This window comes from Halosimplex carlsbadense 2-9-1 (assembly GCF_000337455.1).
Lineage (GTDB): Archaea > Halobacteriota > Halobacteria > Halobacteriales > Haloarculaceae > Halosimplex > Halosimplex carlsbadense.
This window is the reverse complement of record NZ_AOIU01000033.1, coordinates 60,921-75,346: the sequence shown is the minus strand read 5'-3', so window position 1 is coordinate 75,346 and position 14,426 is coordinate 60,921. Positions and strand designations below refer to the sequence as shown.

Annotated in this window: 13 protein-coding genes; 8 read left to right on the top strand and 5 right to left on the bottom strand. The window is 65.5% G+C overall.

The window, feature by feature from the left end:
- Positions 1-78 precede the first annotated feature (78 nt).
- The 3 genes from C475_RS14530 (at position 79) to C475_RS14520 (ending at position 2,874) form a co-directional block, all read left to right on the top strand.
- Entirely contained in the window at positions 79-1,161 is a 1,083-nt protein-coding gene (locus C475_RS14530) for a Gfo/Idh/MocA family protein (protein ID WP_006884609.1), read from the top strand.
- A complete protein-coding gene (locus tag C475_RS14525) occupies positions 1,158-2,072 on the top strand; it encodes a DUF6807 family protein (RefSeq protein WP_006884608.1) in 915 nt (304 codons plus the stop codon). Before C475_RS14530 ends, C475_RS14525 begins: the two co-directional genes overlap by 4 nt.
- Positions 2,073-2,163: 91 nt before the next feature.
- Positions 2,164-2,874, top strand: a complete 711-nt coding sequence (locus C475_RS14520; RefSeq protein ID WP_006884607.1) for a hypothetical protein — start codon at positions 2,164-2,166, stop codon at positions 2,872-2,874.
- 15 nt (positions 2,875-2,889) lie between these two features.
- Here C475_RS14520 and C475_RS14515 read toward each other — a convergent pair whose 3' ends face one another.
- The gene (locus tag C475_RS14515; protein WP_006884606.1) at positions 2,890-3,930 is read right to left on the bottom strand and encodes an NAD(P)-dependent alcohol dehydrogenase; all 1,041 of its coding nucleotides are present in this window, start codon (positions 3,928-3,930) and stop codon (positions 2,890-2,892) included.
- 112 nt (positions 3,931-4,042) lie between these two features.
- Between C475_RS14515 and C475_RS14510 the strand changes: the two genes are divergently transcribed.
- The 3 genes from C475_RS14510 to C475_RS23220 all read left to right on the top strand — a co-directional run bounded on the left by C475_RS14510 (position 4,043) and on the right by C475_RS23220 (position 8,818).
- Positions 4,043-4,384: a 2Fe-2S iron-sulfur cluster-binding protein gene (locus C475_RS14510; RefSeq protein ID WP_006884605.1), complete on the top strand. Its 342-nt coding sequence runs from the start codon at positions 4,043-4,045 to the stop codon at positions 4,382-4,384.
- Positions 4,385-4,717: 333 nt separating this feature from the next.
- Positions 4,718-7,468: a valine--tRNA ligase gene (locus tag C475_RS14505; protein ID WP_006884604.1), complete on the top strand. Its 2,751-nt coding sequence runs from the start codon at positions 4,718-4,720 to the stop codon at positions 7,466-7,468.
- Between the two features lie 198 nt (positions 7,469-7,666).
- Positions 7,667-8,818 (top strand): hypothetical protein, encoded by a 1,152-nt coding sequence (locus tag C475_RS23220; RefSeq protein ID WP_152436439.1) that lies wholly within the window; start codon positions 7,667-7,669, stop codon positions 8,816-8,818.
- A 434-nt stretch (positions 8,819-9,252) separates the two neighbouring features.
- Here C475_RS23220 and C475_RS14500 read toward each other — a convergent pair whose 3' ends face one another.
- The 3 genes from C475_RS14500 to C475_RS14490 form a co-directional block, all read right to left on the bottom strand.
- On the bottom strand, positions 9,253-9,651 hold the full coding sequence (locus tag C475_RS14500) for a PDDEXK family nuclease (protein ID WP_006884603.1): 399 nt from the start codon (positions 9,649-9,651) through the stop codon (positions 9,253-9,255).
- 72 nt (positions 9,652-9,723) lie between these two features.
- Complete coding sequence (locus C475_RS14495) at positions 9,724-10,566, bottom strand: phytanoyl-CoA dioxygenase family protein (RefSeq protein ID WP_006884602.1); 843 nt, start codon at positions 10,564-10,566, stop codon at positions 9,724-9,726.
- Between the two features lie 91 nt (positions 10,567-10,657).
- Positions 10,658-11,431 carry a DUF1405 domain-containing protein gene (locus C475_RS14490; protein ID WP_006884601.1) on the bottom strand — a complete coding sequence of 258 codons (774 nt, stop codon included), beginning with the start codon at positions 11,429-11,431 and terminating at the stop codon, positions 10,658-10,660.
- A 117-nt stretch (positions 11,432-11,548) separates the two neighbouring features.
- Between C475_RS14490 and pdxS the strand changes: the two genes are divergently transcribed.
- The gene (gene pdxS, locus C475_RS14485) at positions 11,549-12,457 is read left to right on the top strand and encodes a pyridoxal 5'-phosphate synthase lyase subunit PdxS (protein WP_006884600.1); all 909 of its coding nucleotides are present in this window, start codon (positions 11,549-11,551) and stop codon (positions 12,455-12,457) included.
- Positions 12,458-12,543: 86 nt separating this feature from the next.
- Here the strand turns inward: pdxS and C475_RS14480 are convergent, their stop codons facing one another.
- On the bottom strand, positions 12,544-13,086 hold the full coding sequence (locus C475_RS14480) for a hypothetical protein (protein WP_049930682.1): 543 nt from the start codon (positions 13,084-13,086) through the stop codon (positions 12,544-12,546).
- Between the two features lie 121 nt (positions 13,087-13,207).
- On the opposite strand from C475_RS14480, the gene C475_RS14475 reads away from it, so the two are divergent.
- A complete protein-coding gene (locus C475_RS14475; RefSeq protein ID WP_006884598.1) occupies positions 13,208-14,371 on the top strand; it encodes a mechanosensitive ion channel family protein in 1,164 nt (387 codons plus the stop codon).
- Positions 14,372-14,426 lie beyond the last annotated feature (55 nt).

Here is a 14,426-nt window from a genome sequence, read left to right as displayed (position 1 = left end):
CGTCAGACCGGATCAACGATCCAAGCGAGTTCGGCCGGCGCGCCAAGCCTCAAGGCCACCGGCGTCGGAGGTGACTCAATGACGAGGATCGGACTCATCGGCGCCGGCGGCATCTCGGAGTTACACCTGCCGGCCTACGAGGACCATTCCGACGAGGTGACGCTGGCGGGCGTCTGTGACGTGGACGCGGAGAAAGCCGAGGCGGTGGCCGACGACTTCGGCGTCGAGTACTGGACCGACCACGAGACCTTTCTGGCGGAGGCCGACATCGACGCCGTGGACATCGCGCTGCCCCATCACGTCCACTATCCCGTCGCGAAGGCCGCGTTGGAGGCGGGAAAGCACGTCCTGATCGAGAAGCCGCTGGCACCGTCGCTCTCGGACTGCGTCGAGCTCGTCGATCTGGCCGACGAGCGCGACCTGACGCTGCTGGTCGGGCAGATGCAGCGCTATCACCCGCCCTACCGGGCACTCAAGCAACGCGTCGACGCGGGCGAACTCGGCGAGATCCGTCACGCTCGCTGTGACGCGCTGGTCAATCAAGCCGACCTGTTCCCGGAGGGTCACTGGCTCTACGACGGGGAGAAGGCCGGCGGCGGGGGCGTCATCGGCTACAGCGTCCACAAGCTCGACCTCCTGCGGTACTACCTGGGTGACGTGAAACGGGCGGCGGCCTGGACCCGGACGGTCGACGACGCCTTCGAGGACGCCGAGGACTACGCGACGGGGATGCTGGAGTTCGAATCGGGCGCCATCGCCGACTTCTCCGTGGCGCTGTCGGCGCCGGCGATGCCCTACACGGAGTCGTTCTGGCTGCTCGGCGACGACGGCGCCGTGCACACGCTGCCGGAGGGCCGCCAGCAGGAGGGGTACGTCGGCTCGCCGACGCCGCGGATCAACGCCCGCGACGACCCCGACCGCCGCAAGGCGTTCGACGAGATCGCGGGCGACGGGACGGAGTTGCCCACATCGAACGCGTTCGTCAACGAGATCCTGCACTTCGTCGACTGCGTCGAGGGCGGGGCGGAGCCGCTGACGAGCGGCCGCGACAACCTCGGGACGATGGCGGCGATCCGGGCGATCTACCGGAGCGCGGCGCGCGACGGCGAGCGCGTGACGACCGACGAGGTGCTCGCCGACGCGCGGGAGGGAGCGCGATGACCCTGGAGACCGACGTCGAGGACGGCGTCGTCTCGGTGATCGCCGACGGGACGCTGCTGGCCCGCTACGACGCCGAGCCAGCGGGGAGCAAACCCGGCTTCGACACGCTGGCGCTGCCGTCGGGCGTCGACACGAAGCCCGGCGAGAACCTGGTGGTGTCGTCGCCACACGACCACCCCTGGCACTTCGGTCTGTTCTTCTGCCAGAAGCTCGTCGACGGGGTCAACTGCTGGGAGTCCGAGCCCAACGCCGCCGCCGGAAACCCTCACGGGTACGCCGAAGCCGGGGAGTACGAGGTGCGTGATGCGAGCGACGGCGGTATCGAGGTCGAACAGGAGGCGACCTGGCGGACGGACTCCGGAGAGGAACTACTCGACGACGCGCGGCGCATCCGGATCGGCGAGCCCGACGACGAGGGGTACCTCCTCACCTGGGAGCAGGACGTGACCGCCCTGGAACAGCGACGACACCTCTCCAGCGAGACGCTCCACGGTCACTACAGCGGGCTGAGCCTGCGGTTCGCCCGGAGTCTGCGGGAGGGGCGCGTGCTGTTGCCGGATGGACGGGACCCCGGAGAAACGTCGCCGCCTCGTGCCGCGAGCGGTCCGGCGGCGCGGTGGTGCGATTACTCGGGACCCCTGGACGGGCGGCCCGGCGCCGGTGCGGTCGGCGATCCCTGGTCGGCCGGGGTCGCGATGTTCGACCACCCCGACAACGGGGCCGGGCCGGTCAACTGGTTCGTCATGGACGAGCCGTTCGGGTTCCTCGCGGCGAATCCGACCTGGGGCACCGTCGAGACGCTGGACGAGGGCGAGTCACGGTCGTGGACCTGGGGGCTGTGGGTCCACTCGGGAACGCCCGACGAGGAGCGGGTCGAACGGGCCTACGAGTCGTTCGTCGACTCCGTCTAGCCGGCCGCTCGGGTGGGGCCGACCGTCCCGAGGCGCGTCGAAGCGGGGCGTATCCGTACGCTTTTACTAGTCGGGCGAATCCGTCCCGCACGTGACCGGCAGATTCGCCCTCGACATCGAGACGGTCAGTCCGTCGCTCGACCGCTACGAGCGGCCGCCCGATTTTCGGGATCCGGCGCATTTCGAACTGCTCGCCGTCGGACTCGCCTACGAGGACGCCGACGGCGAGCGGGAGGCGGAGATGCTGTACCGGGAGACCGGGTCCCCCGAGGGCGAACTCGACCTCGTCGACCGGACGTGCGACTGGATCGACGACCGCCCCGGGGACGTCTGTCTCACGTACGGCGGTGAGCGGTTCGACTTCGTGCATCTCGTCGGACGCGCCGAGGCCGCGGCGAGCGAGCGCCCCGAACGGGCCGCCACGTATCAGCGAATCAGCTCGCTGCTGGACGAGGGACTGACCCACGACGATATCCAGCCGTCGGCCCAGGCCGAGTTCGGGGAGTACACCAGTCTCGAAGCGGCGTGTGCCGAGGTCGGTATCGAGCCCGCCGAGACGCGCTGGGCCGACTACGAGCACGGCATCGACCTGGACGAGCTGCGCCCGCCGAAGTACCGGGGACTGGCGGAAGTGACCAACAAGGACATCCCCGTCCTCGGCGAGCGGTACCTGGCGCTCGCGGACGCCGGGGCGACCGAGACACTCACCTTCCGGTCGCTCCGCGAACTGCTCGACCACTACGGCCGCGAGGATATCGTCCATCTGTTCGACCTCGCCGACGAGCGACCCTTCGGTGGCTGATCGGGGGCGACGTATCTACGGCGTGACGACGGCGCGGCCGTCGATCTCGCCGTGTTCGAGCTTCTCGGCGACGGCGTTGATATCGCCGAGGTCGTAGCGACTGGTCGTCAGTTCCACGTCGCCCCGTTCGACGAGTGCGACGAGCTCCTGCAGTTCGGTGAACCGGCCGACGATGTTACCCTGATAGGCGAACTCGCCGTCCACGAGCGCCTGGGCGGGCTCGTGGACGTGCCCGCCGTAGCCGATGATGTGGTGGTCGCCACCGGCGGCGACGATATCGGGTGCCAGGGCCGTCGTCTCGTCGGCGCCGACGAAGTCGAGTACCTGGGCGGCGCCGGTGCCGTCGGTGAAGTCGTCGACGACGGTCGCCACGTCCTCGCCTTCGGGGTCGGCGGTCAGGTGGGCGCCCAGGTCCGCTGCGAGATCCCGGGCGGATTCCTTGAGGTCGACCGCGACGATGTCGGCGGCGGACATCGCGTCGAGGCACTGGAGGCCGATGTGACCGAGTCCGCCGACGCCGATCACGACCGCCGTGTCACCGGGATTCAGGTCGCCGACGGCGCGCTTGGCGGCGTGGTAGGCCGTGATCCCGGCGTCGGCGTGGGGGGCGATATCCACTGGGTCGACGCCGTCGGGGAGCGCGATCACGGACCGCTCGCCGGTGAGCAGGTAGTCGGCGAAGCCGCCGTCGACGGTGAGGCCGTTGAACGCCTGGCTCTCGCAGTACATCGTCTCGCCCTCGCGACAGGGTCGGCAGACGCCACAGGTCTGGACCGGGTGACAGACCACCCGGTCGCCCGGCTCGACTGTCCGCACGTCGTCGCCGACTTCGACGACGGTCCCGGCGTTCTCGTGGCCGAGGGTCATCGGGAGGTCCTGGTCGACGTAGTCGGTCCACATCCCCTCGACGATGTGGTTGTCCGTCTGGCACCAGCCGGCGCCTTCGACCTCGACGACGACGTCGTCGCTCGCGGTTGCTTCGGGCCGGTCGATCTCCTCGACGGTGAGTCCGTTCGCCACGTCGCCGGTGTACTCGTGGAGCCTGGCAGCGCGCATGCGTCGGCCTTGGGTCGTCGGAGGGTTAAACGCACAGTCGGCGAGCGCCGCTCGGTCCGGGCGCGGCGCTCCGGTCCGAACGGGTAAGCCGGTCGCATCCCAACGACGAGCCATGCCCACGGTCCGATACGGCGACCGGACGATCGACTGCGAGCGCGGCGACATCCTCCGGGAGGTACTGCTCGACGCCGGAGTCGTGCCACACAACGGGAACGCGAAGCGGGTCAACTGCCGCGGACACGGCACCTGCGGCACCTGCGCGGTCGCTGTCGACGGTCCGACCAGCGCGCCGACGGCGCGGGAGCGCTGGCGGCTCGACTTCCCGCCCCACGACGCCGGGACGGGACTGCGACTCGCCTGCCAGACCCGCGTCGAGGGCGACCTCACCGTCGCGAAGTTCCCCGGGTTCTGGGGGCAGTACACCGACGACCCGCCGCTGATCGACGACGAGTAGCCCGCCGCCGCCGCGTTCGCGTCGACGGCACGGCCTGTCGCGATGACGTAAGCGTTATGTTGGCGCCTCGTCCACTCTCTACCGATGACAGGGCCGTTCGACGGAGCCGTCGCCCGCACCGCGAACGAGCCCCGGCTCCCGGTAGCCGCCGTACGTGTAGGGGCCCCCTAGCCCCACCACTCACCATTTCTGACTGCGTTCGCACCGCTCGGCCGACGATCCACCGATACGACCTATGACAGACACGTCAGCAGCTACGGACCGCACGCACCGCCCGATACCCGCCGCGCTCGGGGCACGAGCGCCGCTCGCTTCCGCGCGAGGTGAGCTCCGATGAGTACCGACAGCGACGCCGGGGCGGACGACACCCCGGAAGGCGGGGACGCCGACGAGGCGCTCCCCGGCGAGTACGACCCCGAAGCGGTCGAGCCCGAGTGGCAGGACCGCTGGGTCGAGGCGGGGACGTACGAGTACGATCCCGACGGGGAGGTCGACCCCAACCTCGTCTACTCCATCGACACGCCGCCGCCCACCGTGTCGGGGAGCCTGCACATGGGCCACCTCTACGCCCACACGCTGCAGGACTTCGCCGCCCGCTACCACCGGATGGCCCGCGGGCACACGTACTTCCCGTTCGGCTACGACGACAACGGCATCGCCTCCGAGCGGCTCACCGAGCAGGAACTCGGCATCCGCCACCAGGACTACACCCGCCGGGAGTTCCAGGAGAAGTGCCGCGAGGTCTGCCAGGGCTACGAGTCCGAGTTCACCGACCAGATGCAGTCGCTGGCGATGTCCATCGACTGGACGAACACCTACAAGACCATCGAGCCGCGCGTCCAGCGCATCTCCCAGCTCTCCTTTATCGACCTGTACGAACAGGGCCGGGAGTACCGCCAGCGCGCCCCGACTATCTGGTGTCCCGACTGCGAGACGGCCATCTCCCAGGTCGAACAGGAGGATCTGGACAAACACACGAAGTTCAACGACATCGACTTCGACCTGGTCGAGCGCGGGGACTCGGCAGAGGCCCCGGAACGAGGTGAGGGGCCGGCCGACGAGGACGCCGCCTTCACCATCTCGACGACCCGTCCCGAACTCCTGCCGGCCTGCGTCTCCGTGTTCGTTCACCCCGACGACGAGGACAACGCCGACCTCGTCGGCGGCACGGCGAAGGTTCCGATCTTCGGCCAGGAGGTCCCCATCATCGAGGACGAGCGGGTCGACCTGGAGACCGGCAGCGGCATCGTCATGTGCTGTACCTTCGGCGACCAGACCGACATCGAGTGGTACCAGGCCCACGACCTGCCCCTGCGCATCGCCATCGACGAGTCGGGCACGATGACCGACCTCGCCGGCGACTACGAGGGCATGACGACCGAGGAGGCCCGCGCGGCCATCATCGAGGATCTGGACGACACGGGCGCGCTCGTCGAGAGCCGCGACCACGACCACACCGTCCAGGTTCACGAGCGCTGTGACACCGAGGTCGAGTACCTCGTCACCGAGCAGTGGTACGTCGAGATGCTCGACCGGACCGACGACTACCTCGAAGCCGGCGAGGAGATGGACTGGTACCCCGAGAAGATGTTCACCCGCTACCAGCACTGGATCGAGGGCCTGGAGTGGGACTGGTGTATCTCCCGCCAGCGCGACTCGGGCATCCCGATCCCCGTCTGGTACTGCGACGACTGCGGCGAGACGGTCGTGGCCGAGAAGGCGGATCTGCCCGTCGACCCGCTGGCCGACGACCCGCCGGTCGACGCCTGTCCCGACTGCGACGGCGACGACCTCCGCCCGGAGGAGGACGTCTTCGACACCTGGGCAACCTCGTCGCTCACTCCGCTGATCAACGCGGGCTGGGACTGGGACGCACAGGAGGAAGAGTTCACGATGGAGCGGCCGGAACTCTACCAGTTCGACCTGCGCCCGCAGGGCCACGACATCATCTCCTTCTGGCTGTTCCACACCGTCGTCAAGTGCTACGAGCACACCGGCGAGGTGCCCTTCGAGAGCGTCATGATCAACGGGCACGTCCTCGACGAGAACCGCGAGAAGATGTCCTCCTCGCGGGGTAACGTCGTCCTGCCCGAGGAAGTGATGGAGCAGTACCCCGTCGACGCCATCCGCTTCTGGTCGGCCAGCGCCTCAGTCGGCGACGACTTCCCCTACAAGGAAGGGGATCTGGAAGCCGGCGAGCGCCTGCTCCAGAAGCTCTGGAACGCCTCGCGGCTGATCGACCAGCTAACGGGCGAGCCCGAGAGCATCGAGGAACCGGACGAGGACGACCTCGCAGCAGTCGACCGCTGGATGCTCGCCGAGCTGGACGACGCCGTCGCCTCGCTCACCGAGCAGTTCGAGGAACACGAGTACTCGAAGGCCCGCAACGAACTCCGGTCGTTCTTCTGGAACTCCTTCTGTGACGACTACCTGGAGATCGCCAAACAGCGACTGGACGACGCGGATGGGGGCGCCGACGCCCGCTCGACGGAGTACGCGCTGCTGACCGCTCACCGGACGTTCCTGAAGCTGTTCGCGCCGTTCCTTCCGCACGTCACCGAGGAACTGTGGCAGCGCCTCTACGCGGACGGTGGTGAGGACAGCCTCGACTCGGTCCACACGGTCGACTGGCCCGAGACGCGCGGCTACGAGGCGGATCTGGAAGCGGGCGAGACGGCGATGGAAGTTATCGCCGCGCTGCGCCGCTACAAGACCGACAGCGGGCTGGCGCTCAACGCCGACCTCGACCGCGTGCAGGTCTACGGCGGTATCGCCGGCTTCGAGGACGCCGTCGCCGAGGCGATGCACGTCGCGGATCTGGAGACGCTCGACGAGGCGCCCGAGGTCACCACCGAGGTCACCGGCGTCGACCTCGATTACTCGCTGGTCGGCCCCGAGTACGGCAGCCAGGTCGGCGACATCGACGCCGCGATCGAGTCCGGCGACTTCAAGGAGGCCGACGGCGAGTTGCACGTCGCCGGCGTCGAGTTGGATTCGGAGATGTACGAGATCGAAGAGGCCCGGACGTACTCGGGTGACGGCGAGATGATCGAGACGGAGTCGGCGGTCCTGATCGTCGGCTGAGGTCGCCTTTATCTGAGGATTTGCAATTTTAAAGCTCTTGGCTACACACTTCTCTCTAAGTAACCGCATATAGTATATGTGTTTTCAATTTAAGGAGGTCTGATATCAATTATATATTCAGTCCCGTGCGATAAGTAAAATCTAAATTAGATAATCAAATTATAATTATCCGGGTGGGGAGTTGATTTGAATGAAGCCGTGATAGAAAATACCCCAGCTGACTCCAGAAGAATGTACAGAATCCAATGGATTTGGAAAGAGACTGAAGACCCTTACTACGATACCGCCAGCTCGTATATCGGTGAAAGAGTTAATAAATTGGGCTATGATGCCTTGTTTTCGGGGGAGCATAGCATCCCAGCGAAAGTCTCACAAAACTCACTCTCGAATTCAAACTATAGTCTAGAGGATTTATGGGACGATTTGGGGGAGAGAGATGGAATTATTGGAAAAGGTGAAGTAGAAGCTAGCAGATTAGAGGAGAGGCTATCTAAGTCAGTTCGATACGATGACAACTTACTAGCTGCTGATGGCGCTGGCGCGCCAAGTGATGGAGAGAATAACTCCAAAGATGTACTCTCTTCAATCCGAGATCTTACCCAAGGTGTTAATCCAATCAGTAAGATAGTCCCACGAGAATTAGGAGAAAAAGTACTTTCTGAATCCGCTTCTAGAATTAGAGTGGTCTACTCGTCCTGCGATAATTTCACGGACACTATTGAAGAATGTAAGGAATTCGATGTGGAATTTATTAAAACTAGCCCCGATCTTGGTGCTGGACATAAGGTATACGCCGGCCCCCTTCATGCGTATACCCCCTTAGCCCCATTTTTCAAAGAAGAAGTAAAATATCAACTTCGTTCCCCGATTACTTGTGTGTGGAGAGAGAATGATGAAGTCTCCAGTTGTGCTGAAATCGTGGATATTATGCAAGAGTCAGGTTGGGAAAAACGGTTACTAGATCAGAAGAGGGTTGTAATAATGGAGACGCAATCCGGGACAACACCACGGAAGAACAAGAAAGATACTACAAGTAAAGCATCTCCCGAAGGAGTTGTAGCAGAATTAGCCGACGCTGTTCTCAAAAGTGAGCAGTGGCATATCCGATTATTCGATCTTCCAACAACAATTAACAGGAACTATTCACACTACTGTGCAATTGGTCAAGCTCATCGAGATCCTTGGGATCACGATCTGTCACCTGTAAGCGGTGGGATTACTTTCACTCAAGGTAGGCAACAAATTGAAGATATTTGGAGAGATTTGGGATTTTCTACAACACATATTGATGTGGGAAACCAAGATCAGTTCAATAAGTGGGACGGTGTTATATGTAACATTCACAAATAATATCGTTGATCGCTCTCTTAGATGTGGTGTGGTCGTCTATACTTGGCATCCTACATACATTTTTAGTGTTTGCTGTTCTTAGGAGATTAGGATATGAATGGCAACTGGGAATATCATTATTTACTTCGGTTATTGGCTTGATCCTAATCGGCGGATTACCAGTTTTACTACTGTTATCATATGGTCTAATGAGTCCGACAATTCTATTACTTTCAATCTTATCATATATAGTAATAACTGAATTGCTGCCGAATGAAGGAGAACCACTGGGCTTGATTTATCTACGTATATGGCCAATTCTAACTTTGGCATACCTCATATCCTCATCCATAGAGTTGTCTCTAATCGCAATCATTGGTTGATGAATTGGCTTAAATATGATTAGGTTGTTTCGGATTTGTCGAATTCATGGCTGACATTCTAACGGCAGAGTATTAGCCGCGTAGCTCGGGCTCGCGGACGACCGTCTCGGCCCAGTCGAACGCTTGGAGGTGCCCGTCGTGGAGCGCCGCGGCGAAGAGGTCGTTGGCCAGCGCCGCGCGGAGGCTGACCCACACGTCCCCGACGCGGATGGCGATAGCGTCGTAGTCGGTGGCGCGCTCGGGATCGTCGACGGGCTCGCACAGAATCTCGTGGCCCGGAACGAGGATGTTCCGCAGTTTGCCGGGGTCGCCCAGGTAAGCGTCGCCGACGCCCGCTGCCACGTCGTCGTCACCCGAGTCGGACGACCCGTCGCCGTCGTCGAAGTCGACGCGGATCACGAAGCGGTTGACCCGGTCGACGAACGCGCCGCTGACGGGGTCGCCGTCGCGCGACAGGAGAGGCTCGGTCATCGACGCGCCGTTGTCGGCCGAACGCCGTAGCGGTTCCGTTCGGTCGCGGACGGTCAGCCATCCACACCGGATTCACTCCGAGACGACCGGGTCGCCGCCCTCGACGAAGGGAACGCCGGCCATCGCGGGCCAGTACTCGAATAGATTCGAAGCGGCGTCCCGACGAACGTCCTCGATGTCCTCGCGGGCGAAGCGCTCGATGCCGGCCATCCGGACGCGCTCGCCGGTGTTGATCCCGGCGGCGTGGGTGAGCAGGCCGTGCCAGAGGACGACCGTCCCCGCCGACCCCGCTATCTCGTAGGGGTCCCACTGCTCGTGGAGTCGTCGGTCGTAGTCCCACTCGCCGGGCACCTCGCCCGTCGCGGGGAGCTGGGAGTTGTTCGGCTTTCCGCCGACCGACTCCAGGGCGTGGTCGGCGAAGTAGGCGGCCGCTGCCCGATGCGAACCGGGCCAGACGGTGAAGCCGCCGCCACGGGGCCCCACGTCGTCGAAGTAGACGGCGGCGCCCAGCTGGAAGGTCGTCACCTCGGGGTTCTCGTCGAAGGCGGCGTAGCCGTCGAGGTGACCCTCGACGGTCTTGGCGCCGTGGACAGGGTCGGCGGCGTCGCCGTCGGGGAACTCCAGCGCGACCTGCATCCCGGGGCCAGGGGCTTCGAGGACGCCCTCGCCGGCTAGCGCCTCGGCAGCCGGGAACAGCCGTTCGGCGACCTCGGTCAGCGGCGCCTGCTCGACGCCCTCCACGGCCACCTCGTAGCCCGCCCCGATCAGCGCCTCGGGATCGTCCGCGTCGGCGTCCATCGCGTCGACGACTGCCGCGCGAGCGTCGTCGACGACCGCGGTCGGAAGCAGGTCGTCGCGCACGAGGAAGCCGTCGCGCGCGAACGCCCTGCGCTCCGAGTCGGTGAACGATACCATACCTCACTCATGGCCGAACCGGGGGTATAGCTTCGGACCGCGGAAGCACCTTCCCGAAGTTTCCGGGGAGCGCAGGGCCGAGATTCCGGCTCTAGGCCGCGCCGCGTTTCACCTTCTCGACGCGGGTCGCGAGCGCGAGAAACGTGGCGAGTAGCGTGAGGACGACCGCCCAGGCGGCGGCCAGGTCGTGAGCGGCGACGGTGTGGTCGGGGAGCCCCGCCGTGAGGAAGGGTTCGGCGCGCAGCCAGGTGTGATGGGGGCCCTCTAAGATCGGCCAGAAGTAGTCGACAACGTCGTTGAAGCCGTACCACGCGAGCGCGACGGCGACCGAGCCGACCGAGAAGGCGGCGTAGCGGTGGATCAGGAACGCTTCGACGGCCATCGCGAGGTGACTGAAGATCAGGAACCAGTAGAGCCAGGCGGCGATGCCGCCGGGGCCGTTGAGGACGAGCTGGACGAACGGCGTCCACAGTCCGAGCTTGATACAGCCGAAAAACGCGAGTGCGTGCAGCGGGCCGGCGTCGATATCGAGCTTCCAGGCGACCAGCGAGAGGCCGATGAACATCGTCGCGACCGGCGAGTCGGGGACGAGCGGGTAGGCGACCAGCGGCGCGGCGCCGAGCTGTCCCCCGAGGAGCGGCGGGGCGAGGTCGGTGGGCTGGCCGGCGTAGTACCAGAAGCCAAAGAGCGTGCCGACGAGGTTGACCAGCGCGATGGGCCACGCCAGCCGGAGGCCCAGGTCCTCCAGCCAGTCGGGGAGCGGCGCGACGTAGGCGGGAAGCCCCTCGCCGTCGGGCAGGGGCGCGTCGAAGTAGCGGGCGACGACCTGCTCGATCCGGCGACCCACGCGGCTGACGGCGGACATGCCCCACCCTGTGGACGCCGCGCGCAAAACGATAGCGGTCGGGTCGTCGAGTCGGTGGCCGACGGATTCCACCCGCGAACGATACTCGTTAAGTGAGTCCGACGCTAAGCCGGGGACATGACCGACGAAACGGACCTGGAAGAACTCCGTCGCGGGACCGAACTGGTCAAGCGCGGGTTCGCCAAGATGCAGAAAGGCGGCGTCATCATGGACGTGGTCGACCGCGAGCAGGCCCGCATCGCCGAGGACGTGGGCGCCGTCGCGGTGATGAACCTCGAAGCCGTCCCCGCCGACATCCGCAAGCGCGGCGGCGTCGCCCGCATGGCCGACCCCGCCTCCCTCGAAGCCATCATCGACGAGGTCTCTATCCCCGTCATGGGCAAGGCCCGTATCGGCCACACCAAGGAGGCGCAGATCCTCGAGGCCGCCGGCGCGGACATGGTCGACGAGAGCGAGGTCCTCACGCCCGCCGACGACCGCTACCACATCGACAAGCGCGACTTCACCGCCCCGTTCGTCTGCGGCGCCCGTAACCTCGGCGAGGCCCTGCGGCGCATCGACGAGGGCGCGGCGATGATCCGGACCAAGGGCGAGGCCGGCACCGGCGACGTGAACCAGGCCGTCCACCACCAGCGTAACATCAAGGGCGCCATCCGCGAGCTGGAGGGCGCGACTCACGAAGAACGGGAGAAGTGGGCCCGCGAGCACGAGGCGCCGGCCGACCTCGTCCACGAGACCGCCGAGATGGGACGGCTCCCGGTCGTCAACTTCGCCGCCGGTGGCATCGCGACGCCCGCCGACGCCGCGCTGATGATGCACCACGGCTGCGACGGTATCTTCGTCGGCTCCGGTATCTTCGGTGCCGAGGACCCCGAAGCGATGGGGACCGCAGTCGTCGAGGCCGTCAACAACTGGGACGACCCCGAGACGCTCGTCGAGATCACTTCGAACATCGGCGCCGGCATGAAGGGCGACGCCAACGTCGACCTCCCCGAGGAAGAGAAGATGCAGGGTCGCGGCGTCTGAACGGCCGCGTCTCTCCACCGGTTCTCTCCTGACCACTCGATCCGATCGAGCGGCCGCGTCGTCGGTCGGTCGCAGGTGTCGCCCGGTCAGTCCGCGGGCCCGTCGGTCGGAGTGCCGGACGCGGCGCTCGACCGACGGCGGAGGTGTCCGAGCCCGACCCCCACTGCGCCCGTGACGAGGAGCGGCGTCCCGAGCGTGGCGACGAGGGCGATCACCGTCCCGACGAGCCCGTACCCGACGACGCCGACGAGATAGGCCGCGATCAGCAGAGGCGTGATCAGCGAGACGTTCGTTACCGGGCCGACGTACATCGGGAGCGTCATTCCGAGGACGGCCAGCGGCCCCGCGAACACCATCGTCAGCCAGCCGACGAACATCCCCGAGAACGCGTCCGTCCCCGTCCTCGACACGGGGTCGACGGCGGCCTCCAGTCGGTGGACGGCCACGCCCGAGAACACGGCCGCGACGGTCGACGAAGCGACGAGCATCCCGGCCGAGATCAGAAACAGCCCGTATGGGCTGACGAACGCGACGTACGCGGCCGTGTACGCCAGTGCCGTCAACCCGTAGACGGCGCCGACCACGAGCGGCCTATCCCATCGCGCCTTCGGCTCCGACCGTGGATCCATACCCACTCGGACGGCACCCGCCCATATGTAGGTTCGCTGTCCAGAACTCGCCGTGTCACGGCGCCCGCGACCGGACGGACAAGCGCAACGCCCAAGACTGTCCACTCACGAATCCCGACGTATGCTACAGGCGACGCCGGTCGACGCCGCCCGCTCGTTCCTCACGGGGTTCGAGACGCTCGGCGCCCGACTCGGCGTCACCGCGTTGCTGCTCGTCGTCGTCGCGGGGTTCGGCTGGCTGGTCCTCCCGCGGCTGATCCAGGGAGTGCAGGATTCGGCCCTGCAGTGGGCCGTTAGCGGGGCAATTTTGCGCGCCGCTCAACTGAGCCTGCTCGTCGGCAGCGGGCTCTCACTACTGTATCTCTGGGGGTTCGGACCGACACTCGCGGCCCTGTCCGAGGAGGTGACGAACGACTCGGAGCTCCAGACGCTCGGGCGAGCGCTGGGCTCGGTGGTCGTCTTCTTCGCCGCGTACGCGGTCGCCCGGTACCTCTCGAATGTCGTCGCCAACCTCAGCCGCCACGCCGACTGGCTGACCGACCACCAGGAGGAGATCCTCCTGCGGACCGCCCAGCTGTTCCTGTTCGGCTTCGCCGGGATCGTCATCCTGGGGATCTGGGACACCAACCTCGGCGGCCTCCTCGTCGGTGCCGGCTTCCTCGGCATCGTCGTCGGCTTCGCCGCCCGCCAGACCCTCGGCTCGCTCATCGCCGGGTTCGTCCTCATGTTCTCCCGCCCGTTCACCATCGGCGACTGGGTCGAGATCGGCGGCGAGGAAGGCATCGTCACCGACATCACCATCTTCCACACCAGGCTGGAGAACTTCGATGGCGAGTTCGTCATCATCCCCAACGACCGCGTCTCCGACCGCCCGATCACGAACCGGAGCCAGAAGGGCCTGTTGCGCATCCGCGTCGACGTGAGCGTCGACTACGGGACCGATCCCGACCGGGCCAAAGAGGTGGCCATCGAGGCCATCTCGAACTGCACCGAAGTCGTCGACGCCCCGCCCCCACAGGTGTTCCCAAAGGAGTTCGGCGACTCGGCGGTCGTCCTCGAGATGCGCTTCTGGATCGACCACCCCACGCCGCCGCGCAAGTGGAAAGCCATCTCCGCCGTCGTCAGCGCCGTCAAGACCGCCTTCGACGAGGAGGGGATCAAGATCCCCTTCCCCCAGCGGGAGCTCAGCGGACGCGCCGAGACCGGCGGCTTCGACGTTCGCGGCCAGGTCGGCTCGAACGGCGACTCCGAGGACGCCCAGGCCGAAGCCCGCGGTAACGACTGAGGCGTCTCGCCGGGGACGGCCGTCTCCGACGCGAAAAAATCGGTCTCCGGTCGAA

What these genes read in the sequence shown, in the direction of transcription:
- C475_RS14495 (WP_006884602.1), bottom strand. Translation starts at nt 10,566, where the DNA reads ATGGTATCGTTCACCGACTCGGAGCGCAGGGCGTTCGCGCGCGACGGC.
- C475_RS14500 (WP_006884603.1), bottom strand. Translation starts at nt 9,651, where the DNA reads ATGACCGAGCCTCTCCTGTCGCGCGACGGCGACCCCGTCAGCGGCGCG.
- C475_RS14530 (WP_006884609.1), top strand. Translation starts at nt 79, where the DNA reads ATGACGAGGATCGGACTCATCGGCGCCGGCGGCATCTCGGAGTTACAC.
- C475_RS14475 (WP_006884598.1), top strand. Translation starts at nt 13,208, where the DNA reads ATGCTACAGGCGACGCCGGTCGACGCCGCCCGCTCGTTCCTCACGGGG.
- C475_RS14490 (WP_006884601.1), bottom strand. Translation starts at nt 11,431, where the DNA reads ATGTCCGCCGTCAGCCGCGTGGGTCGCCGGATCGAGCAGGTCGTCGCC.
- C475_RS14525 (WP_006884608.1), top strand. Translation starts at nt 1,158, where the DNA reads ATGACCCTGGAGACCGACGTCGAGGACGGCGTCGTCTCGGTGATCGCC.
- C475_RS14505 (WP_006884604.1), top strand. Translation starts at nt 4,718, where the DNA reads ATGAGTACCGACAGCGACGCCGGGGCGGACGACACCCCGGAAGGCGGG.
- C475_RS14480 (WP_049930682.1), bottom strand. Translation starts at nt 13,086, where the DNA reads ATGGATCCACGGTCGGAGCCGAAGGCGCGATGGGATAGGCCGCTCGTG.
- C475_RS14510 (WP_006884605.1), top strand. Translation starts at nt 4,043, where the DNA reads ATGCCCACGGTCCGATACGGCGACCGGACGATCGACTGCGAGCGCGGC.
- pdxS (WP_006884600.1), top strand. Translation starts at nt 11,549, where the DNA reads ATGACCGACGAAACGGACCTGGAAGAACTCCGTCGCGGGACCGAACTG.
- C475_RS14515 (WP_006884606.1), bottom strand. Translation starts at nt 3,930, where the DNA reads ATGCGCGCTGCCAGGCTCCACGAGTACACCGGCGACGTGGCGAACGGA.